This is a genomic window from Mariniradius sediminis (genome assembly GCF_021491425.1).
Taxonomy (GTDB): Bacteria; Bacteroidota; Bacteroidia; order Cytophagales; family Cyclobacteriaceae; genus Mariniradius; species Mariniradius saccharolyticus.
The window spans coordinates 115,975-137,624 of sequence record NZ_JAKEVZ010000007.1; the positions used below are offsets into that span (position 1 = coordinate 115,975).

A 21,650-nucleotide genomic window follows, 5' to 3' on the forward strand; every position below is an offset into this window, starting at 1 on the left:
TATGCAAGGCACTGTGTCCAATGCTTTTGCCAATAAGTAACAAGATAACAAAAAGGAAGAGCAAACGTCGCTGCCCGCAGCGATTCAAATCAACAATACTTGGGGAAAAGGGGAAGGGTTTCATTATGTTAAGAATTTATATTTCCAGAATGATCTGGCAGGAATTGGCACCTTGGTATTTCCAGGTTGCCAGAGGGTCATCGAGCCTGTCTCTCACCTCTTCTTTATAAATCCCAACACCAAAAAGTGAAAGGATATGCAAAGAAATGCCTCAATCCCCGCAATTGCAAAAAATCCCAATAAATAATTTGGCCTAGGCCCTGTTTCAATTTCGTGGTGATTGCCTCAAAAATCTTTTTGTCTTCAATAGGGGTGCGTGGTCTTTGGGTTGTCTTTTGGGAAAGGGGGGAAGTTAATTGTACAGCCGCAATCCCTGATCGGCCATTCCAGGATTTGGTTTTTGGTCGAAATTGGAACAAGGTGCACAATTATTGAGATTTGTAAAACCTTACAAATGAACCACTTTATTGACATTTGCTAAAAACAAAAAGGAAAAGTAGGCAAAAGATGCCTTCCACTTGGAAACCAAGGCACTATGGCACTGTATTGGCGAAACTATCAAAACAAACCAACAAATAAATCAAATTACCATGAGCACCATGTATTTAAAATCAAGAACTCTTGTAACCATTTTAGGCATTTTTGCCCTTTTGGGTCTCAATTCCTGTTTGGACAATGACCTCTCTGTGGTTTCCGAAATCAATCAGGATTTCAGCAGTATTACCGAAATCGAAGTAGAAGGCGCATTTCTGGAAGTGTCCTATGAAGGACAAGTTGGTAAACAGGATGTGACCTTAGATGCCCTCCTTCGTGCCAATTCGGATAATAAATTTGTCATTGAATTTGATGTCGAAGGTACGAGGCTCATCGTTCGGACCGTCAAAAAAGGAGGCACTTGGGGTAACTATCGTTCTGAAGGCTACATCAGGCTTACGGGACCTAAGTTGATGGAGGTAAACCTCAGTGCTGGATCCGGTTCATTGACAGCCAATAGCGTGGTCGGAACCGCGCCTCGATTTCTCGCAAGTTCGGGCAATATTCAAATTTCGGATATTACCGGCGACGATATTTACATCAATAATAGTTCGGGGACAGTATCCGGGACGGATTTGGCAGGAAACATCGGCGTAGTGATTTCTTCCGGGCGGATCAATATGCAGCGCATAGACGGAAATGTGGAAGCGGAAGCTTCAAGTGGGGAAATCAAGCTGACAGACGTCAATGGTCAAGTAAATGCTGTGGTATCTTCCGGAAAAATAGAATTGCAGCGGGTATTGAGTATCGGGAAAGGTCATCTTTCCTCGGGTCAGCTATTTGCGACCGCGACAGGACTGGGGCCAAACACTGACTTGAAATCTTCTTCCGGAAATATTTATATCCAAACTGGAAGCCGCCTAAGTGATTTTAATTTCAACATAACTGCCGGAAGTGGCTTTGTGCGCGTCGGCGACAGCCAATCATCCGGCAGTTTGGTGATCAATAATGGTTCTGCCCATACAGTCAGGGGCGAGGTGAGTTCTGGAAAAATCGAGATTGTCAATTAGGATTTCTTTTCGACTTTGACTGCGGTTCCGGCGGCCGTCACCATCAGCATTCCTTCGCGGATTGTCTCGTAATCCAAATCAATACCGATAATGGCGTTGGCACCGAAAGCCCTTGCCTGCATTTCCATCTCAGCCATCGCGGTGGCTTTTGCCTCCCTCAGGACACGCTCGTAGGCACCAGCCCTGCCACCGACAATGTCAGTAATGGTTGCGAAAAAATCCTTGAAAACGTTGGCGCCGATAATGGTTTCGCCGGACACGATGCCCAAATAGGCAGTTACGGTGTAACCTTCTAAACTATTGGTTGTGCTTACAATCATGGGTTATGGATTTAAGATGAAATAAATGATTTGAGTCTTTCTCGCTTGTCTGCAATGCAGATGCAATTTAACAATTGAATTGAAACAAAAAACCACGGTTAATTCTACCGTGGTTTTTTGTTTTAGTTCTTTTTCAGACCTGGAGACCTTTCGAGAAACTCTTGGTAGAGTTCGATATGCCTGCTGTTCATAGGGACTTTGTACCCATCAATGAATACGAAATTGATCTGGGTTTTGGTCTCAAACGGATCTCCGGTACAGACAAATAGCGTGGCGTCCTTTCCGACTTCTATCGAGCCCAATTTGTCAGCAACACCAAAGACCTCTGCGGCGTTGATTGTCACGGCCTTTAGCGCATCTTCTTTACCCATTCCATATGCCGCCGCAAATCCAGCGTTGAAGGGGAGGTTCCTGGTGTTTTCGGCGTCATTGGATCGGATGACGACTTTCACCCCAGCTTTGGCCATTTTTCCAGGATTGGTGTAGGCGGCATCATACCGATCGGATTGCCGGGTAGGGATCGACAGCATGGGGCCAACGATGACCGGCAATTTTGCAGCAGCGATCTTGTCGGCTACCCTCCAACCTTCGGCCACGCCCGTGAGGATTGCCTTCACCTTTTTTGATTCGATCCATTTGATGGCGTTGACGATGTCATTGGCAGCATTTACTTCCACCAGCAAGGGAAGCTCGCCAGCTATTACTTTGGCCAAGTGCTCCATTTCAGGGTAATACTGCAAAGTCACACCGGATTTGGTAAGTTGGTGATAAGTAACGGCCCTGTCCCAAATTTCATTCAGGCTCTTTTCTGCCTTTTCTGCTTCCTTTTGGACTTCTTCTTCGCTTCTCCTGTCCCAAGTGCTTCTTCTCGCAGAGGAGGGAAAGTTGAGTACCACGCCCTTGAATCCAGCATACATCTGGTCTGGCGTGTACCCGTTGAGGTTTATGAGGGCGGCGGTGCCCGGGAACAGACCTCCTGAGGGAACCGCTAGGGTAGTTGTTACACCACTGACCCGTGTGACTGGAATAGCCACCGAATTGGGATTCACCGCCACCAGTGCCTGCATGTTGGGCGTCACTTGCCCGATTTCGGCAAAATCCTGGGTTTCGGGTATGGAGTTCACTTCGACAAGACCGAGTCTGCTTCCTCCGTCTATCATGCCGGGGTAAATGAATTTGCCTGTACAGTCAATGACTTCCGCATCTCCGGCAGCGATGTTTTTCCCCATTGCAAGGATTTTGCCTTGGTCCATCAGGACACTGCCGTTTTCAATCACACCCTTCGTCACTGTTACGATGGTCGCATTTTGAAGCAGAAATTTGCCGTTTCTTGGTTTGACGAATTCCCCGTCAAATTGGGCCTTGGCCCAAAATGGTGACAGGCAAACCGCCAGGAGGAATATCGATTTTATGATCCTTTTCATCTTTTTCAGTTTGAATCTCTGGGATATTTCTTAGTGCTCGTGTGTAAATAGGTTTCTGCCGAAGTTGGTGAAAAAGAAATCCACCCCATGCATGCAGCGGTGCTCATGCTCCTTCAGGTAAATCGGTTCCAAGGCCTCAGTTGCGGAGACTTTGAGCCTCCGGTCATCCGAATCTTCGTTAACGTCGAAATATTTGACACCATCGACAAAGGTCATCTGTGGAATAGCGTACACGGAAAGCGGATGTCCATCGAAAATCACCAAATCAGCCTGCTTTCCTTCCTCAATCGAACCAACCTTATCAGCGATACCGAGTTGCTTGGCGGGGTTGATGGTGATCAGCGCGAGCGTCTGCTCATCAGTCAATTGTCCATAACGCTGTGCTTTCCCCGCCTCATGGTAAAGGTGACGGATCAATTCGCCGGAATCGGAGTTGATGGAAGTGATGACATTATTTTCCATCAGGATAGCGGCATTGTAAGCCGTGGAGTAATAAACCTCAAACTTGTAAGCCCACCAGTCCGCAAAAACCGACGCGCCCATCGTATATTCCGCCAGTTCAGGTGCGACTTTGAAGCCTTCATTGACATGTTGGAAGACGATTTTCGAAATGCCGAACTCCCGACAAACCTTGATCAGCATGTAGATTTCGTCCGCGCGGTAGGAGTGGCAGTGGATGATGACCTTGCCATCCAAGATATCCACCAGGGACTGTAACCGCTCACTGTAAGCTGGAGGGATAGGATTTGCACCTTTTTGCTTCAAGGCAGCATTATAATCTTCCCACGCTTTTTTGTATTGCAAAGCTTCGTTGAAACCGTTTCTGATCACCGCTTCCACACCCATCCTCGTACGTGGTTGGATACCGTTGCCACGTCCGTGAACGCGGGTTGGATTTTCCCCCAAAGCAAATTTGATGGTCCTTGGAGCATCTGTCATAACCAAATCGCTCGGATTTCCGGAGCCGTACCTGTGTTTGAGTGTCACGCTTTGTCCTCCAATGGCATTTGCCGAACCGTGCAGCGCATGTGAAATGGTCACACCTCCTGCCAAGGCCCGGTACAGGCCAATGTCGTAAGGGTCAATCACATCAGACATGCGTACTTCGGAAGTGATCGGTGCCGTAGCTTCGTTGACAGCGTCCAATGCCACGTGGGAGTGCGCATCGATGATGCCTGGCATCAGGTACTTGCCGGTTGCATCGATCACTTGAATATTGGAAGCCTGAAGGTTCTTGCCGATTTTTTTGATGGTGCCATTCTCTACCAGCACGTCCGTGTTTTCCAATGTTCCTTTGGTAACCGTTAGGACCGTTGCGTTTTTGATCAGCACTGATCCTTTTTGGGTTTGGGATTCAACTTGACCGAATCCAAAAACCATCAGGGCCGCTATGATTATCTTTTTCATGTTCAAATGGGATTAAAAGTTGGACTGGTTCGGTTTCTTGGTTGCCTTTAGTGGAAAGCTGCCGTAATCCGTCAGTGAAAGATTACCTGTGAATTGGGAGACATTCACCTCTCCGGAGACTTCGACGTCCAAGGACATCCCATTCGCCGCAACCCCGAAAGAAAAGCTCAAGGTGTTTCCGGACACGGTAATGTTCTTCATCTCAGAACTTGCCTTTCCTCCTCCAGAGGGGCTGTCGTAGGTGATAGTTCCTTTATACCCGTTGCCGTCGCGTTTGATATCCATGGTTCCGCCAGAACTACCGGCTGGAGTGTCCGATACATAATCCCATACGCCTTCGATTGACACCGTGCCATTTCCGTTTGATTTAGCGTCGTTGCCGTTTTTCTTCGGCTTGACTTCGTTGTCAAAAATATACCCATCGGCAACGACATGTTTTACTTGTGCATCCTCACTCAAGATCGGGCCAGTCATGATTACCAAATTGGCGAGTTTGCCTTTTTCGATGGTTCCAGCAAATTTTCCGATGCCAAGTATATTGGCTGGATTAGTGGTCAATGCTGCCACAAGCCCATTCTCACTCAATCCGTTTGCCGCCATGATCCTCAGGTTTTTGAGCATATCGCCACTTTTTGACCCGAGTCCCGCAAATCCGAACGGTATCCCTGCTGCTTCCAGTTTGGCGGCTTGTTTGAGCATATTTTCGTAGGATTCCTGGATTCTTTTGGTACGCTGCATCATTTCCTCAGACAGACCCTCGGTTTTTGCTTTGGTTATCTTATCCTCAGGTAGCTTCATGCTGAGCAGCACGGCAGCGTTGGCAGCTTTGATTTCACTGATCACATTATCGACTTCAGTGACTCCGGCAAGTACGACGCGGAAGCCCAGCTCTTTTTGGAGCGACAACACCCTTCTGACTTCAATATCCGATGAGGCTTCAAAGACCATTGGGATGTTTTTGTCGAGCACGGGATACATGGCTTCGGAAGTCTTGTTGATTTCTGGTCTTGCGAGTCCCGAAGTCGACGCAAATAGCCTGTTGTGCTTGGCAGATATTTCTGCGTTTTTATACACATCCCTGTATTTGGCCATGATGCCGAGTGGTGTTCCGGGATAAACGCCGTACCCCCGGCCGCCTCCCAAGGCACGGAATCTCGCACTCATGCCGACTTGCGCGGCAATCACGTTGCTAGAGGAGCTGTGGCCAAAAGTTACGATAGCCGATTTGCCCGGAAGCATTCCGCCCTCTGGCACGATTTGGGCGATAGTCACGCCGTTTTTCCGCCAATCACCAATCTGCGAATTGTTTTTGTCGAAGTAGTCGAGGACATTTCTCCAAGGTGTGATACCGGCTACCTCGTCGGTAGGCTTTGAGGGGTCCATATTTGCCGGTCGCTCTGCATCCGCAGGTTTACCGACACCGGCGCTACTGGCGCCATCGATGAATCCTGGGTAGATATACAAGGAGTCCGCCAAAATCAACTGGGCATCCTTCGGAATCGAAATGTTGGTACCGACACTTTCGATGATCCCATTCTTAATCAATATGGTGGCTTTGGAAAGTGTTTTTCCCGGGGCAGTCGTTACTGTGGCATTTTGGATTGCATAGGTTCCTGTGACCCGCCGTTCACCCTTGGGGTCACTCTGCGCGGCGAGGTCATGCAATCCCAATATGAGAGCGGCCATCACAAGCAACTTCACTCTCTTTCTGAATTGGGCATTTAGCATATATTTTCCTGAAATTTGGTTATTACAACATTCGGTAAACTAGCGAAAGAAAATTTTTCAAAAAATTTTTTTTACTCCAAAAGGCTGTGCTGGTTAAGAACGGCAAATAATTTTCTGCATAATGCATTTTCAACGCGTTGTATTTTTTGTTAAAAAATTGGCAATTTTTCGAGGTCGAACTGCCTTGTTTTTTACAATTTTTTACAATTATCTTTAATCCGCTAAGTCACCCAAATTTCTTTTTATATGAAAAATATTCTTGTTATCGAAGATGACAAACTGATCTCTAGTTTGGTGCAGTTTCGTCTTAAAAAAGAAGGTTACAGTGTTACCATGGTTGAGGACGGTATTTCCGGAATGGACGCTATCGACACCCAGGAAGCCGATTTGATTATCACGGACGTGATGATTCCCTACAAAAATGGGATCGAGATCATCAACCATGCGAGAAAGGTCAACCCAAAAATTCCAATCATTGTATTGAGTTCTTTGGGTGAAGAGGAGAGCACCGTCATGGAAGCTTTCAATCTAGGTGTTTCGGATTTTGTGCCAAAACCATTCAATCCAAACGAACTCGCGGTGCGTGTTCGGCGGCTGATCAATAACTAACGAATGACCGGTTTCACCAAACGGCAAAAACTCTTCGCTTTTTTATTCCTTCACCAACTTCTCTTCAGCTTACCGTTTGGAATTTCACAGGCCCAAGTCCTTCACCAAGATTGGGCACAGGTGGATTCTCTCTTACTCACGGGACAAGATATCCCCGGATTGGAATTTGTAATTGTTGCGGATTCCCTCTTCTTGCCAGCAGACAGTACCATTGTCCGATTTCATAAGGACATTGCCCAACCCGGAAGGTGGTACTCAGACACACTTGGAAGTTATGTGGAGGCGAAAGCCTTGGAGCAGCATATTCCCACCGAAATGCGGGACAGGGCGAGTATTGTCTACCTTTTATTTGAAAAGGAATCAAATCCCGAAGCACTGCTGGAGTATCTCGACAACCTCATCCGCAATGAGCTTTTTGCACCAAGCGTAGCGGGCGACGGCGGTGCGTTGATGCTGCTGGCCAATAGGACGGCGTTCAAGCCTTTTTACCAGATACGTTTGAGGATTCTGAGTGACCTCAAAATGATCGTGCTTCTTTTTTCACTGATCCTGTTTTTTCTTGCTTCGGTGTTTCTGGTCGGATTCATGTTTTTTGTCAAGTCCAAAAAGAGGCGCACCGAGGTCATGACGCAGCGCTTCAAAAGCCTCTGCTACGAGCCGCTCTCCAATTTGCTGTTTGAATATGAGTTGGACGAGCTGAAGGAATTCAGTGCCCAAAAAATCTGGGAATTTTTTCCCAATGCCCAAGCCGGCAACCATCTTTTCAAGGATGTGATGATTCAGGAAATCATCAGCCTCAACAAAAACATGAAGGGGGACTTCAAGTCCAAACTGAAGCTAATCTACAGAAAGCTCAATCTCGTAGACCACTCTTTCAAAAAACTTGAATCCTCGCAGTGGGATATAGTTACCACGGGACTAGTCGAAATCAATGAAATGGATGTGCTCGAAGCAGCGCCCATTGTTCAGAAGTTTACCCACCACGAAAATTTCCATATTCGCTCCCAGGCCGTCGCGACCTATTTGAACATTTCCAACGACATGACGCTGCAGGTATTGGTCCATCAAACCTTTCCTTTGTCGAGGTGGCAGCAGATGACCTATTTCAGGATCATCCGTTTTTTGACAAACCAGGGCACCAAGGTGCAAGTGGAGCGGCTTTTTGATTCTTACAATGAGTCCGTACGGATATTTGGCTACAGGATTGTACGATACCTTGGCTTGGTGGACCGATTGGAAATCCTAAAAGAAAAATATCCGAATGCCAGCAGGGATGAAAAGATCGAAATCCTGAAATGTTTTGACGTTTTCAGCTTCACGGACGCCATTGAGTACGTCCACCAGGATATTTACACCGAGGACAAAGACCTCTATGTCGCTGCGGTGAAAGTGTTGCAAAATATCGGAACCGTAATTTCCCAAACCATTCTGATCGAGCGGATTGAGCATTTGGTTGATTTCGATTGTCTCAAGGCCACATTGGAGGCATTGAAGGCGATGAATCCCGTACTGGTAGAAAAGGAATTGGAATCTTCACTCAAAGAAGAAATCCGTCAAATGCTTGCTCACCTCCAAGACCCCATTTTGTGCGATGTATAACCTGCTGTTTGACCTTTTTGTGGATGTGATGGGGATTATTTTTCTCCTCTACAGCTTGTCGATCATCATGATCTACCTCACCATGACGGTGCTTTCCACTTTGGAAATGCGGGATCATTTGAAAAAAAATAAGTTTGCCGACTACAAGGATGTCATCACCAGTCCGGTGGCGCCAGGAATCTCTATCATTGCGCCGGCCTACAACGAGGGCAAAAACATCGTGCAAAACACCAAGAGCCTCATGACGCTGCATTACAGCAAGTATGAGGTAATCATCGTCAATGACGGTTCCAAGGATGATACCCTGGAGCGGATGATCGAGAGCTTTGATATGGTCAAGACCAATTTTGCTTACAACCATGCCATCGAGACAAAGGACATTCGCGGGATTTATAAATCCACCAACCGCTCCTTTGCCAAGCTGACGCTTATTGACAAGGAAAACGGCGGAAAGGCAGATGCGCTGAATGCAGGCATCAACATCGCCCAACAGGAGATCTTGGCATGTATCGATGTCGATTGCATCCTGTCAAGTGATTCGCTGACAAGGATGGTGCGGCCATTTATGGAGGAGATCAACAGGAAGGTGATTGCCGTGGGTGGTGTCATTGGTGTTGCAAACAATTGTGATGTAAAGGATGGTACGGTAACCAAATACCGCGTTCCGGATTCACTGATGGGAAGATTTCAGGTTGTCGAATACCTCCGGGCATTTCTCATGGGCCGGATGGCTTGGACAAGAATCAACGGCCTCATGTTGATTTCAGGGGCATTTGGACTTTTCAATAGGGAATTGGTACTCAAGGTTGGGGGATATTTTCCCAAAACTGTAGGGGAGGATATGGAATTGGTCGTCCGGATGCGTCGCTACATGGCGGAGCAAAAAATTCCCTACAAAGTAGCCTTTGTCCCGGATCCCCTTTGCTGGACGGAGGTCCCGGAGTCAGCACTGATATTGGGTCGGCAACGAAACCGCTGGATGCGCGGTACGATCGAGACCCTGCAACTCCATCAGCAAGTGCGCCTCAACCCGAAATATGGGGTGATGGGCATGGTTTCCTATCCGTTTTGGTCATTTTTCGAAAAGATGGCTCCGATTTTTGAATTCATGGGTTTGATTTATACCATTATCATGATCATCAGCGGCGATATCAGTGCTGTATATTTTATCGCCCTTTTTGTATTGATTTATTGCTTTTCGATCATGATTTCCTCTTTCAGCATTTTGTATGAGGAGATCGCATACAATAATTACAAGGACAAAGGAGATCTCAAAAAACTCCTTACGACGATCATGTTGGAGCCATTTCTTATCCATCCAAGGATCGTTTGGTGGGGCCTAAAGGGACATTACCACTTTATCAAAGGCAAAGGCGGCTGGGGCGAAATGATACGCACGGGATTTAGGAAGGCAACCGATAGACAAAATGTGAGCAATGCATAAGATGATTTTACATATCAAGTCAAAAGCATGGTGGCCCAGCTTCGCGCTGCTTTGCCTGCTTTCATGGAGCCTGACTTTTTCTCTCCAAGCGCAAGAGAGTTTTGATCCGGATGTGTTGTACCAGGATGCCAGAAAGTTGATTTTGGATGGGAAACGAGAGGAGGGAAGAGCTATCCTGCAAAAAGTCTTGGGCAAATACCCCACCTATGCGGATGTCCTCATCCTGATGGGCAGGTCGTTCAGCTGGGATGGGAAGTATGATTCGGCAGCGGTTTACTTTGAAAGGGCACTTGCCGCAAGTCCAAACTATGAGGATGCATATGTCGGCTATATCGACGATCTTTTTTGGGAAGGGAATTATGAAAAAGCAGAAAAAGTCCTCAACCAGGGATTGGAAAAAATCGGCCTAAGTTCGGTTGCATTGAAATACCGCAAGTCGCGTCTGTTGAACTATCGTGAAAATTATAAAGAAGCCTTGGATATCGCCAAGGAAGTGTTTCAGGCCGACCCGAAAATGGAAGGCTTGATGGCCTACATCCGCAATTTGCAACGTCTTACCCGTGTAAATGCCGTCGGCGGCACATATGATTACGACAGTTTCATGGGTGCAATTAGCCCTTGGCACACCTACTCTGTCTACGGTAGGACCAGGACGGATTTCACGGGGGCACTGATTGCGCGGGTCACACATTCCCAGCGCTTCGACAGTAGGGGCACACAAGCGGAACTCGACGCTTATCCAAGTTTGGGCAAAAACTCCTATGGTTACTTCAATGTTGGCTATTCAGGAGCATCTTTTTTTCCCAAATTCAGGTTTGGGACAAGTGTGTTTTGGAACCTCCCCAAAGCTTATGAACTCGAAATAGGCTATCGCTACCTGCAATTTTCAGAAGTGACGCATATCATCACCGGTTCGGTTGGGAAATATGTCAGCAATTGGTGGTTCAATTTCCGATTGAATTTCATCCCCGGGACCGAAGGCTCGTCGACAAGCGGGAACTTGCAGACGCGCTATTATTTCAAAGGACCGGAGGATTTTATAGGATTGCAGGTTTCTACCGGGGTTTCTCCTGACGAAGAATCTCGGGATTTTCAGTCCCAGCTGCTCAATTCCTACCGGGTGCGTCTAGGATATCAGCAACTCTGGACCGATCGCTGGATGGGATTTGGTTTTGTTGGCTATTCACGGGATGAAATAAGCAAAGACAATTTCAGAAATAACCTCAATATTTCAATCGGCACGGAATTCAGGTTTTGATGGGCAAGCTGTTGGATAAATATTTCCCTGTGGAGTTCCGCATCATCATGGGCTGGGTGTTGGTGCTGATTGGAATTGTAGTGATAATTCCGCTGACCTCTTTTGGGATTTGGAAAGGTCTCCCCTCAGCCCCGCTAGGAGTCGTTGTATTGGACAAGACGGTCCCAAATATGGATTTTCAGGAACACCAATCGCTCCATTGGCTACTCAATAACCTCAAATACACCAAGTCTGACGGCAGTCCCTACGATCCATCCGAAGACTATTTCGGATTTTTTCCAGGCAAAAATGAAAGCTATCAAATAAAGGACTTTTCCAATTTGAAAGCATCAGAGGAGGAAAGATTGGTGAGGGACAATCAGCTTTTCTACTTCGCGGATACCTATGGGGTTTATGAAAATGACCTCAAGGAAATCCCCATGGAAGCCCCATCCAAGAAGATCTATGGAGGAATGGATCATTCGGATTTGGGAATTCTGAAGGCTGCATTGGACAATGAAAAGGACGTGGTCATCGAGTTCAACAACATCGCGAGCCCCACGCCAAAGGCTGTCAGGAGAGAATTTGAAAACCTTACGGATATCAAATGGACTGGTTGGATTACGCGGTATTTTGACGAGTTGGACACCGTTGTCAATCAGGAAATCCCCGCATGGTTGATTCATGGCTACATCAGGCAGCATGGCGGAGATTGGTATTTCAGGGGTTCTGGGATGGTATTTCTTCACGAAGATGGACAAATCGAAGTCTTGGTTTTTGGCGACGACTTCCAAAACGATGTGCCCAAAATCCTCACCATGCCAGCCTATCAGCAGCAGTTTAAAATCCCCGAAATCGTCAATTATCCCTATTGGATCGACTTGATGTTGGTCAGTAGGGATTACGAAGTGGTTTCCTACTACGACCTAAAGCCTACCGACCAAGGCCTGGAGAAAATGCGGAATTGGGGCATCCCACGGTATTTTCCCGCAGTGGTCGTCAAGTCAAACGGCAAAGGGAAAGTCTATTATTTTGCGGGGGACTTTGCGGATAATCCAATCCAAACGCATGCTTACCATTATTATGGCATCGCCAAGCTATGGAGGATGTTCCTCACTGCTGAGGATATTTCCCAGCGAAACAGTTTTTTTTGGAATTTCTACCATCCCTTGATGTCCTCGATTTTGGAGGATTGCCACGAGAGAAATCAGCAGTAGGATATTAAGTCGAAGAATGTATCAACAAGGGGTCGGTTCCCCCGGTTAATTGCTCGGTTTTGTTTTTCAAACCGCCTGGCTTGATTTCGGATTGTGGGAAAAATGGCAGGTGTTCCGAAGGTTAGGTTCCAAAAGACAATTCTATTTTTTGGGAATGTACCTGTACAGGGAATCTGGAATGATCCGGTTGTTGTCTGTGGCAAATCGGTTTGAGTTTTTGTAACTCTCAAATTCCCGCGTCAACTGTTCCTTGGTCCTTTGGTCGGTAATGGGTTCCATGCCCATGTTATCCACAAGTTGGTAAAGCTGATTATCCGACAAAAAGTACTCGTTGGACAGGAAATCCACCAATTGGTTTTTATTGCGCATGAGCGGATGCGACACATTTGCCTGAAATGTGCTCGCCGTATCCATCACATATCCTTTCCAAGCGACGACAGAGGGGAGTTCCAAGTCGTACCTGTTGTGTAAAAATGCCAATAATGTCGGCGTGATTTCAAAATGGGTTGCAACGGCAGGCATCCTTTTTGGACGGGAGATCTTTTCAGAAAAAATCATGATCGGAACATGAAACCTGTCTATGCTCGTCGCGAGCGGAATCTCAGGCAGACGGTGGTCACCCGTTATGATAAAAATGGTGTTTTCGTATTTGGGCATTTTCCTGTATTCCTCAAAAAACTCCCGGATTGCCTCATCGACATAGAGAATAGACGCGTACATGCTTTGGTACTTGAGGTAATTGGGTTTTTGGGAAGCAGGAATTTTTAGGGTTTTATCCAAATACTCGTCCAGTAATTGGAAGTACTTTTGCTCGTCAGGAATCAGGAAAGGATCGTGGGAAGTTTGTGTTTGGAAGATGGATAGCGATGCCTGCACCGAATCGCGCGGGATTTTCCGCATGCCATTTTCAAACATCGCCTTGTCAGGATAGCCCCAAGAGAAGCCCGACTTCGAGGGAGTTTCCTCAAAATCCGGATCAAACGAAGTCATGTCCAAAATCCTGTCCACAGTCTGGTATTCCAAAAACGGCCCTACGTTGTCAAATTTCTTATCAGCACCGATATGGTAGTTGACTTGGTAGCCATTGTGTTTCAGGAGCGATAGCAAGGTCAAATGCCCCGGGAACTCCGGTGCCTGTTCCATAAATCCGTTTTGGGCGAAGGGCAGTGCTCCGAATATGCCTGTGAGCACTCCAAATGTCCTTCCGGTGGTGGAAAGTCCATTTTTCCAATACAGCGAATGGTTGCTCAATGAATCCAAAAATGGAGTAAAGCTGCCGAGATAAGCATCTTCGCCGGAATACGCTTTTCCGAGGCCTTCGACGATCACAAAGACCACATCCGGAATCGTATCAAAAGCACCAAAATAAGGACTGAGAACGTCCGGGTAGTTGTTTTGGTGAAGAAATGGATAATTGGAGTCCACGAAGCGCTTTTGCACCAAAAGGTTTTCTTTTTTGGGCGCAGTCAGGTAAAAATCGAAATAAAGGTAATTCCTGTTGAAAAAGTAATTGTACGACTGGTCATAAAAGTACCGGGACTTGTTGGCGGTGAGGTTGTTTTCCAGTTCCGCGGTTGACTTCTCAATCAGGTTTGGAAACAGGTTGAAAACCAACAAATAGCAGTAGCAAAGCACGGAAAGTACGATTCCACCATTGAACCCGAGGGGAATCCATCGCCCGAGCGAAAGCAGGCCGAAGACACCCCCAAATACCAGAAATACTGCAGCTGAGTTCAAAAGATTCAGTTCACCGGAAGCTTTTACTGTGGTGACGATGTCCTCAACTGAGTATGCGTACAGATCGTCGCCAAGGGGAAGCAGCATTTTGGAAAAATAGAAAATCAAGCCGCCCTGAAGTATAACGAGGATCGTGGTGAGAATCTTGTTGACGGTTTTCGTGGCCCGGGGGAATACCAAACCAATACTGGTCTGGAGTATCAGCAGGAATCCCAACATGTAAAATGCCCATTCGAGATCGAACAACAATCCCTTTGCAAGAATTTTCACCCGGTCAAAGGAAAGGTCATGCATGCTGAAAATAAACTGCACTTCCGCCAGTCTCAACAGGACGATCAGCAACAGAAACGGGATGCCCAATTTCCAAAACTGTACAACCGACTGTTTGAGATTAAATATTAAATTTGACTGAATTTTTGTTTGGGAGGCCATAGGGTGATTTAGCCTAAAAGTTTGCAATCCAAACAACAATACAAAGCATTTTTTTTGGATTTTCCTATCTTGCCGCGATAAACTATCACTATGGACAACAAGCGTTTTCTACTCAAGGAGCTTTTTACCAATATTTCCACCACAGGGGCAATCACATTCAGCTCCAAGTCATTGGTTAACAAAATGTTGTCCTATGCGGATTTCCGTGGGAAGAAGGTCATTGTCGAGCTTGGAGGAGGTGACGGAAGCATTACGAAAGGTATTGTGGACCGCATGGATGCGGATGCCAAGCTGTTGGTTTTTGAGATCAACAAGGCTTTTTGCGAAAATTTGAAAAAGAAGTTTCCTGGCCCAAATGTGTACATAATCGCAGACTCGGCAGAAAACATGGACCGATATCTCGACGGGAAAAAGGCAGACTTGATTTTGTCCTCTCTGCCGCTTACCCTTATCAACAAAGAATCCCGCGAGGACATCTATCGCAAAAGTAAGGCCTCGATCCAAGACGGGGGAAAACTCATCCAAATCTGCTATTCCTATCCGCTCAAATACCAATTTGCGAGGTATTTCAATACGATCAAAAGCCACCTCAGCATCAAAAACTTCCCGCCGACTTTTATCTTGGTTTGCCAGTAACGGTCTTTACCAAGTATGATGTACCAAGCACCAAGTATTGGGAAATGGATGACTGGAGAAGTGGAGGGTTGAAAATTTGAAAATTGGGTAAACTTGCTGTAGGCCTGTGCTGTTCTCCAAGTCAACCAACAACAAAATAACCATTCCCTAATACCATCCCCCTTGCAATCCGATATCCTTTCCCTAGCAATCTTGGAGATGTGCCGCATGCGTCGTGGGAGCAATTTTTGCCCCTCGGAAGTGGTGCGTTGGATGTATCCGCAAGATTGGAGGCACTTCATGGAAGATGTGCGAATCAGCATGATGGATTTGTACCGACAAGGAAAAATTGTGGTCACCCAAGGTGGAATTCCAGTTGGATTAGAGGAAATGCCCAAGGGTCCCGTGAGAATTCAGGGGTTTTCGGAAACCTGAAACAGTCATATTTGGTTGTATTCCAAAAAACATCTCAACGTGAAGTACCTGCTTTTGCTTTTTACCATCCTCTCATCCGCGGCCTGTGGACAGACCGCATCCAACCAATCCAAGAATATGAAAGAATTACCAACTACCGCGGTCCAAGTACCGGCGGGCTTGGAAGTGGCGACGCTTGGTGGCGGCTGCTTTTGGTGCACCGAGGCCATCTACCAAGACCTCAACGGCGTTCAAAAAGTGCTTTCCGGGTATTCCGGGGGTCATGTTGCCAATCCGACCTACAAGCAAGTCACGACCGGCACGACGGGACATGCCGAAGTGATTCAGGTTTTGTTCGATCCCAAGGTGATCACCTATGCGGAGATCTTGGAAATCTTCTGGGAAACCCATGATCCAACCACACTTAACCGTCAGGGTAATGACGTCGGCCCGCAGTACCGTTCGGCAGTGTTCTACCACAATCCTGACCAAAAGAGCCAAGCGGAATTCTACAAGAAAAAACTGGATGAATCCGGTGCTTTTGTGAGGCCAATCGTCACGGAAATCACTGCATTTACAAACTTCTATGTGGCGGAGGATTACCACCAAAACTACTACAAGGAAAACGGCTCCCAACCTTATTGCTCCTTTGTGATACGCCCAAAGGTCGAAAAATTCAAAAAGGCCTTCGCGGAAAAGCTGAAATAATTGGAATCCTTGGGCTCCCGATTTAGATTTGTTTAAAATTTCAAAGCCATGAAGAAGATATTGATTGCATTCCTCGCAGGCGCCTCGCTTACTTGGTCATGTTCACAAAAGGCCCCTGAAATCATGGTGGAAACTGTTGCGGAGGGAGAGGTGCCCACAGGTGTTTTTGGAGAGGCCATATCCGAAGCCGGCGCGCTTTCCTTAGACCAGTTGGTAAGCCATCTCGAGTCAAACGGTGAGTTCGAAGGGAAGATCGTAGGCGAAATCAAGGACGTCTGCTCCAAGAAAGGTTGTTGGATGACCATCGACCTGCCAAATGGAGAGACGATGCGGGTGACTTTCAAAGATTATGGCTTCTTCGTTCCGAAGAATTCCCAGGGATTCCCGGTAATTATCGAGGGTGTGGCGACCAAGACGGTTACCGATGTAGAGACACTCAGACATTATGCAGAGGATGGCGGCAAATCCAAAGAGGAAGTGGAGGCCATCACCGAGCCAAAATTGGAATATGCGTTTGAGGCAGTTGGCGTGATTATCAAGCCGGATGCAGCGTCATAAACTGACATATGCTTTTCAAAAACCTTCGGGGCCGCATGGGTCACGGAGGTTTTATATTTTTTTGGTGGCCTTTGGGTCTATTTGCGTTTTCCTGCATTCCTGTCGTCACGATGCCCCACAAGCCGAAAACACTGTGGTTCGCACTGCGGAGCAAAATGCACCTTTGGCAGTGTTGATGCGCGAGATGTATTTGGATATGGAAGAGATCAAAGGAAGGGTCCTAGACAAGGAGAAACTCGGCGCCTATCTGGAAAAACACCGTGCGATGCTAACCGCCGAAGCGACTGACCCAAAGGTCCGCGATAGCAGTTTCAACCTCATGGCCAATGCCTACCTCCTGCATTTGGAAAGATTGGAGCAATCGACCGAGGAGGAATTGCTGAATAATTTCCAAGCGTTGCAACAATCCTGCATCGCATGCCATCAACAAAAATGCCCCGGTCCGCTCAAAAAAATCAACGCGCTTAAAGTCAATTAAAATGGCAATTGCATTGGACAACCTTCGCGTGGGAAGGATTTACCTACTCACCAATATGGGTGAAAAACGCCGCATCGAGATACTTGCCCGACTTTCCGGCAATAATTTCCGCGTCAAGGATCTCGACACTACTGAAGTCTATACCATCGAGGAACTTCTCCGCTGGGGTCGCGGCAAAGACTATGATTTGGATGAATGGTGGGAGGAGTGAGGGGGATTGTCTTTCCCGTACTTCTTTCTGAAAGAAAATCCAAATCAGTGAAAGTATCCCCCTCATGCCCGAAATGGCATTTTCAATGGTGCTTCCCCGGCTTATACCCACCCGGCTCATAGATAATTCGTAGGAACGAACTTAGCCCTTGTTGCTCGCGGTTCAGGGGGATTCCTGTGACAATACCGACAAGGAGATTTTCCGCCAAGCCAACCCGCATTTGTGGCCTTAAGATACTGAACAGTCTTCCATCAGCAATTTCTTGGTTGATTTCCATACCCACAAAGTTGCGGGTGCCTGAGATCATGTAGTGGAAATTGGTATTGATTTCATAAGCCATATGGGCGCTGGAGCCAAACTCTTTCACAATTCTTGGCCCTGTGTAAATCAATGTATGGTAGTTGCGCCCCCAGCGCTTGGCTGCAATCAGAAAGGGATTGAAGAGATTTCCCTTGAAGAATTCTCCCTGACCCATTTTGTCCAAATCGACCAATTCAAACTCATGGATATATCCCAAGGCAAGGGTGGATTTGGCTTTTTCCGAAACCAGAAAAGACCACTGGGCTGCGAGTTTTAGGGATTCGATACGGTTGGAGGGCTTGGTGATGTCGCGTGCGGCACCGTTTTGCCGTGAGTAAATCGTCACGGGAATTTCCACTTCCAACCCCAATCGGTCGATCACCGCCCACTCGTATTCAATTAAGGCTTCGTATTCATCAAAACTTCGCTTGTCGGACATTCCGACGCCTACGTTCCATTCTTTTTCGCCTTTTCTCGCGCCCAAGTCGCGAATCAGGTCGATGTACAGTGGTTCTGCATGAAGCACCTTTGGCTTCTCTGCACTTTTCGGATTTTCAAATTCCTGGATAAACAGGCTGTCCGAAACAATTCTTTCCTGCTTGGCGCTATCCAGCTCGACCTCTTGCGCAACGGAAATGAGGGGTGCGGACAATAACAAAATTGCCCATAAGTATAGTCTAGTCATGTTGATTACTTATTAAGAAGAAAATGGATTAGGTGTAAAGCAAATTGGAAGGAACTTCCTGTCTGCATGTCAAACAAAAAAATTGTTTTTGGGTGGAGGCGATATCCTTGCCAAATCAATAGGATCGAGGTCATTTGGCGATACAGGGACTGTTGATTCGCCTGTTTGAATCGTCCAAGTGGGTCCCTGAGTCTTGACAATTTGATAAAATACCTTCAAATCTTTGATCTTTCGCTTTTGCTCAGGAACCTCGGTATCCGGGATCGTATCCTCAGCCATGTCCATCACATACTCGAAGAGCAGTTCGGAAACGGAGTCTATCGGGTCCGCATGGATTTCATAAATCGAGTTCGATGCCGAGGTTTGGTAAAAGTTGGCAGATAGGTTGATGAAATTGAGTAGCATCATCCAACTGACTACTTGAATCCACCTATCCTTATTTTTTCCAAAGCGCATGCCCAAAATTATAAATAATTGATTTTTCAAAGTTGATTTTCCAGAGATAAACCACGCTAGGGCCGTGATAAAGGTTACAGTCCCTTGATGCATTTTGGCTATCTTCGCAGGCAAGAAAAAAAACAGCTTAATGAAAACCAGGAGTCTAGGCGCCGCAATTGCTCAAGGGAAATGCCCACAATGCAGGGAGGGTAATATATTCCCGACCTCATTGTACAGTTATCAAAAATTGACGGTTGTAAACCATCATTGTGACAAATGCGGTGCAAATTTCAACCCTGAGCCTGATTTTTACATGGGGGCGATGTTTGTAAGCTATGCTTTTTCTGTCGCCCTGGTCGTCACGGTCCTGGTTGCGCTCAACGTCCTAATGGAGAGGCCACCGTTTTGGATGTATGTAGCCGTTATTGTCGGTGCCAATGTGCTCCTGCTGCCCCTATTGCTGCGGTATTCGAAGATTTTGTACCTGTACGGCGTGGGCAAATTGAAATACAATCCCAAGACTACATCCAAAAAATAAATCCGGGTTTCCCCGGATTTTGTATTGTGTGATTTAGGCCATCAGTAGCGAAGCATCCGCGCCACAGGTTTGGAGCATGAAATTGTGTAGCTCAAAGTTTTTCATAAATCCTTTCAGGTTTTCGGAGCCGGGGCCAAACATTGCGAGCTCGACATAGTCGGCGGTATGGTTGGAACCTGCCCAATAAATTCCAGTCTGTTTGGATTGCATGGCAGCAAGAGGCATGAAAGGCAGGTTTTGCGGATTATACATGCCATCCGAACCTACTTTGTAGCTCGCCAAGATTGCGGCGGCATCTTCCTCTTTCAGAACGATATTTTGGTGGCTCTCCAAGAGCTCGATCACTTGGGAATTGCTGAAACCCGGTTTGATCTGGTTCAAAATCCATTCATTGGAAGCCTTCACGGCGTACATTTTTTCAAAATTCCTGTTGGCCTGGCCACTGTAAAAGAGACCCGGATTGCTGTTGCCATGGTCTGTCGTGATGATGACAAGCGTGTTTTTGTCCTTTTGGGCAAAATCCATCGCGACTCCCACCGCCATGTCAAAGTCGATTTGGTCATACAATAAGGCGGGGGCATCGTTGCCATGTGCCGCCCAATCCACCTTACCGCCTTCGACTTGCATCACAAATCCCTTTTGGTTTTTGCTAAGGACTTCAATGGCTTTTTGTGTCATTTCGGCCAAGCTGGGGACTTTTTCGCGCAATTCGGGATTGTTGACCCGATCGATGGCATAGGGGAGACCATCGCCTGCAAAGAGACCCATGATCGGTTTGTCACCTTTTGTCTTCATCATTTCAGACTTTGTCCTCACCAAGTCGAATCCAGTCTGTTGATATGCTTGTATCAGATCTCTTTGGTCTTCCCGCTTTTTTGGATCAAAGAAATTTAGCCCGCCTCCCATCATCACGTCAAACCGCAACTTCAGATAGTCGACCGCGATGTCAGCCATGGAATTTCGGCTGTTGTTGTTGACGCAAAAGGAGGCCGGCGTCGCATGGGTAATTTGTACTGAAGTCACACAGCCTACGGATTTTCCCATGGTTTTGAACTTTTGAAGGATCGGGACGGGTTTTTCACCATTTGGGCCGACATTAAGCGATCCGTTTTTGACCCGCATACCACCGCCCCAAGCTGAGCCCGCCGCAGCCGAATCTGTTACAAAGGAACTTGCTGATGCCGTGTCCATCAGGGCTCTTTTTACCAGGTTCTTTTCATACAGATCGATCCATTGACTGGGTTTTCCTTCTTTGTGGCGCAACAGGATGTCGGCCATATTGAGCGTGCCCGAACTCATCCCGTCACTGACCAAAAAGATGATGTTTTTGGCTTGGGCCGCGTTGGTGGAAAATTCTTTCCCCCAAGCTGAGGCGGAACCAAGCGCTCCCAGCCCAAGGGTGGTCAAAAAACCATTTCTGAAAAATTCTCTTCTTTTCATATCCGTTGGAAATTTGCTTTCTATGATTTGACGGAAAAATACCTTTTCCCTCGATTGAAACATCAAAGTATGGATTAGCTTTTTGTTATCATTGGAAAAATAAACCAAATCAGCTCTTTGCGGTTTCAATGGCATGAAAAAGCTACTTAGATATCTGTTGACCCTGTTTTTTATTGTCGCGGGAGTCAATCATTTCATAAATCCACAGTTTTATCTCCCGCTGATTCCACCCTATTTTCCTTTTCCCGAATCCATCAATGTCGTTGCAGGAATCGTCGAAATTTTGTTCGGCTTCGGTTTATTGTTGGAGAAAACCAGAAAAGCCGCTGCTTGGGGAATTGTACTTTTGTTGGTCGCGTTCATCCCCTCGCATGTGTATTTTATCCAAATTGGATCTTGTGTGCCTGATGGACTTTGCGTACCGGCTTGGGTGGGCTGGGTTCGGTTGGTGATTATCCATCCGATTTTGTTTGCTTGGGCGTATTTTTGCACCAAAAACTAATTGAC

Annotated in this window: 22 protein-coding genes and 1 riboswitch; of the genes, 14 read left to right on the forward strand and 8 right to left on the reverse strand. The window is 46.7% G+C overall.

The genetic code is table 11. The features are described from left to right. Window positions 1-133 precede the first annotated feature (133 nt). A riboswitch (SAM riboswitch) is annotated at window positions 134-233 on the reverse strand. A gap of 417 nt (window positions 234-650) precedes the next feature. Then, entirely contained in the window at window positions 651-1,604 is a 954-nt protein-coding gene (locus L0U89_RS10490; RefSeq protein ID WP_234861482.1) for a DUF4097 family beta strand repeat-containing protein, read from the forward strand. Here the strand turns inward: L0U89_RS10490 and L0U89_RS10495 are convergent. The 4 genes from L0U89_RS10495 to L0U89_RS10510 form a co-directional block, all read right to left on the reverse strand. Then, the gene (locus L0U89_RS10495) at window positions 1,601-1,924 is read right to left on the reverse strand and encodes a YbjQ family protein (protein ID WP_008623678.1); all 324 of its coding nucleotides are present in this window, start codon (window positions 1,922-1,924) and stop codon (window positions 1,601-1,603) included. The genes L0U89_RS10490 and L0U89_RS10495 overlap by 4 nt on opposite strands. Window positions 1,925-2,046: 122 nt before the next feature. After that, on the reverse strand, window positions 2,047-3,348 hold the full coding sequence (locus L0U89_RS10500) for an amidohydrolase family protein (protein ID WP_234861483.1): 1,302 nt from the start codon (window positions 3,346-3,348) through the stop codon (window positions 2,047-2,049). Window positions 3,349-3,378: 30 nt separating this feature from the next. Next, window positions 3,379-4,755, reverse strand: coding sequence for an amidohydrolase family protein (locus tag L0U89_RS10505; protein WP_234861484.1), 1,377 nt, complete (start codon window positions 4,753-4,755; stop codon window positions 3,379-3,381). 12 nt (window positions 4,756-4,767) lie between these two features. After that, window positions 4,768-6,483, reverse strand: coding sequence for an amidohydrolase family protein (locus tag L0U89_RS10510; RefSeq protein WP_234861485.1), 1,716 nt, complete (start codon window positions 6,481-6,483; stop codon window positions 4,768-4,770). Between the two features lie 246 nt (window positions 6,484-6,729). On the opposite strand from L0U89_RS10510, the gene L0U89_RS10515 reads away from it, so the two are divergent. Genes L0U89_RS10515 through L0U89_RS10535 form a run of 5 tightly spaced genes read left to right on the forward strand, consistent with a single transcriptional unit; the run spans window position 6,730 to window position 12,589 of the window. Next, complete coding sequence (locus tag L0U89_RS10515) at window positions 6,730-7,092, forward strand: response regulator transcription factor (protein ID WP_008623682.1); 363 nt, start codon at window positions 6,730-6,732, stop codon at window positions 7,090-7,092. A gap of 3 nt (window positions 7,093-7,095) precedes the next feature. Next, the gene (locus L0U89_RS10520; RefSeq protein ID WP_234861486.1) at window positions 7,096-8,691 is read left to right on the forward strand and encodes a hypothetical protein; all 1,596 of its coding nucleotides are present in this window, start codon (window positions 7,096-7,098) and stop codon (window positions 8,689-8,691) included. Next, window positions 8,654-10,135, forward strand: coding sequence for a glycosyltransferase family 2 protein (locus L0U89_RS10525; protein ID WP_234861487.1), 1,482 nt, complete (start codon window positions 8,654-8,656; stop codon window positions 10,133-10,135). The genes L0U89_RS10520 and L0U89_RS10525 overlap by 38 nt, the downstream gene beginning before the upstream one ends. Further along, window positions 10,128-11,393 carry a YaiO family outer membrane beta-barrel protein gene (locus L0U89_RS10530; protein WP_234861488.1) on the forward strand — a complete coding sequence of 422 codons (1,266 nt, stop codon included), beginning with the start codon at window positions 10,128-10,130 and terminating at the stop codon, window positions 11,391-11,393. Before L0U89_RS10525 ends, L0U89_RS10530 begins: the two co-directional genes overlap by 8 nt. After that, the gene (locus tag L0U89_RS10535; protein WP_234861489.1) at window positions 11,393-12,589 is read left to right on the forward strand and encodes a hypothetical protein; all 1,197 of its coding nucleotides are present in this window, start codon (window positions 11,393-11,395) and stop codon (window positions 12,587-12,589) included. The genes L0U89_RS10530 and L0U89_RS10535 overlap by 1 nt, the downstream gene beginning before the upstream one ends. Before the next feature lie 141 nt (window positions 12,590-12,730). On the opposite strand, the gene L0U89_RS10540 is transcribed toward L0U89_RS10535, so the two are convergent. Then, window positions 12,731-14,758: an LTA synthase family protein gene (locus tag L0U89_RS10540; protein ID WP_234861490.1), complete on the reverse strand. Its 2,028-nt coding sequence runs from the start codon at window positions 14,756-14,758 to the stop codon at window positions 12,731-12,733. 90 nt (window positions 14,759-14,848) lie between these two features. Here L0U89_RS10540 and L0U89_RS10545 point away from each other — a divergent pair, with 90 nt between their 5' ends. From L0U89_RS10545 to L0U89_RS10570, 6 genes are all read left to right on the forward strand, one after another. Next, a complete protein-coding gene (locus L0U89_RS10545) occupies window positions 14,849-15,394 on the forward strand; it encodes a class I SAM-dependent methyltransferase (protein ID WP_234861491.1) in 546 nt (181 codons plus the stop codon). Between the two features lie 162 nt (window positions 15,395-15,556). Next, window positions 15,557-15,808, forward strand: a complete 252-nt coding sequence (locus L0U89_RS10550) for a DUF3253 domain-containing protein (protein ID WP_234861492.1) — start codon at window positions 15,557-15,559, stop codon at window positions 15,806-15,808. Between the two features lie 39 nt (window positions 15,809-15,847). After that, window positions 15,848-16,495, forward strand: a complete 648-nt coding sequence (gene msrA, locus L0U89_RS10555; protein WP_234861493.1) for a peptide-methionine (S)-S-oxide reductase MsrA — start codon at window positions 15,848-15,850, stop codon at window positions 16,493-16,495. A gap of 48 nt (window positions 16,496-16,543) precedes the next feature. Beyond that, window positions 16,544-17,053 carry a DUF4920 domain-containing protein gene (locus L0U89_RS10560; RefSeq protein ID WP_234861494.1) on the forward strand — a complete coding sequence of 170 codons (510 nt, stop codon included), beginning with the start codon at window positions 16,544-16,546 and terminating at the stop codon, window positions 17,051-17,053. Between the two features lie 133 nt (window positions 17,054-17,186). Then, complete coding sequence (locus L0U89_RS10565) at window positions 17,187-17,531, forward strand: hypothetical protein (protein ID WP_234861495.1); 345 nt, start codon at window positions 17,187-17,189, stop codon at window positions 17,529-17,531. 1 nt (window position 17,532) lies between these two features. Further along, on the forward strand, window positions 17,533-17,742 hold the full coding sequence (locus L0U89_RS10570; RefSeq protein WP_008623698.1) for a hypothetical protein: 210 nt from the start codon (window positions 17,533-17,535) through the stop codon (window positions 17,740-17,742). Between the two features lie 82 nt (window positions 17,743-17,824). Here L0U89_RS10570 and L0U89_RS10575 read toward each other — a convergent pair whose 3' ends face one another. Further along, on the reverse strand, window positions 17,825-18,727 hold the full coding sequence (locus L0U89_RS10575; RefSeq protein WP_234861496.1) for an HAEPLYID family protein: 903 nt from the start codon (window positions 18,725-18,727) through the stop codon (window positions 17,825-17,827). A gap of 69 nt (window positions 18,728-18,796) precedes the next feature. Beyond that, window positions 18,797-19,183: a hypothetical protein gene (locus tag L0U89_RS10580; RefSeq protein ID WP_234861497.1), complete on the reverse strand. Its 387-nt coding sequence runs from the start codon at window positions 19,181-19,183 to the stop codon at window positions 18,797-18,799. Window positions 19,184-19,313: 130 nt separating this feature from the next. On the opposite strand from L0U89_RS10580, the gene L0U89_RS10585 reads away from it, so the two are divergent. After that, window positions 19,314-19,703: a DUF983 domain-containing protein gene (locus L0U89_RS10585; protein ID WP_234861498.1), complete on the forward strand. Its 390-nt coding sequence runs from the start codon at window positions 19,314-19,316 to the stop codon at window positions 19,701-19,703. A gap of 33 nt (window positions 19,704-19,736) precedes the next feature. Here the strand turns inward: L0U89_RS10585 and L0U89_RS10590 are convergent, their stop codons facing one another. Beyond that, entirely contained in the window at window positions 19,737-21,143 is a 1,407-nt protein-coding gene (locus tag L0U89_RS10590) for an alkaline phosphatase (protein ID WP_234861499.1), read from the reverse strand. A 133-nt stretch (window positions 21,144-21,276) separates the two neighbouring features. On the opposite strand from L0U89_RS10590, the gene L0U89_RS10595 reads away from it, so the two are divergent. Continuing rightward, entirely contained in the window at window positions 21,277-21,645 is a 369-nt protein-coding gene (locus tag L0U89_RS10595; RefSeq protein ID WP_234861500.1) for a DoxX family protein, read from the forward strand. Window positions 21,646-21,650 lie beyond the last annotated feature (5 nt).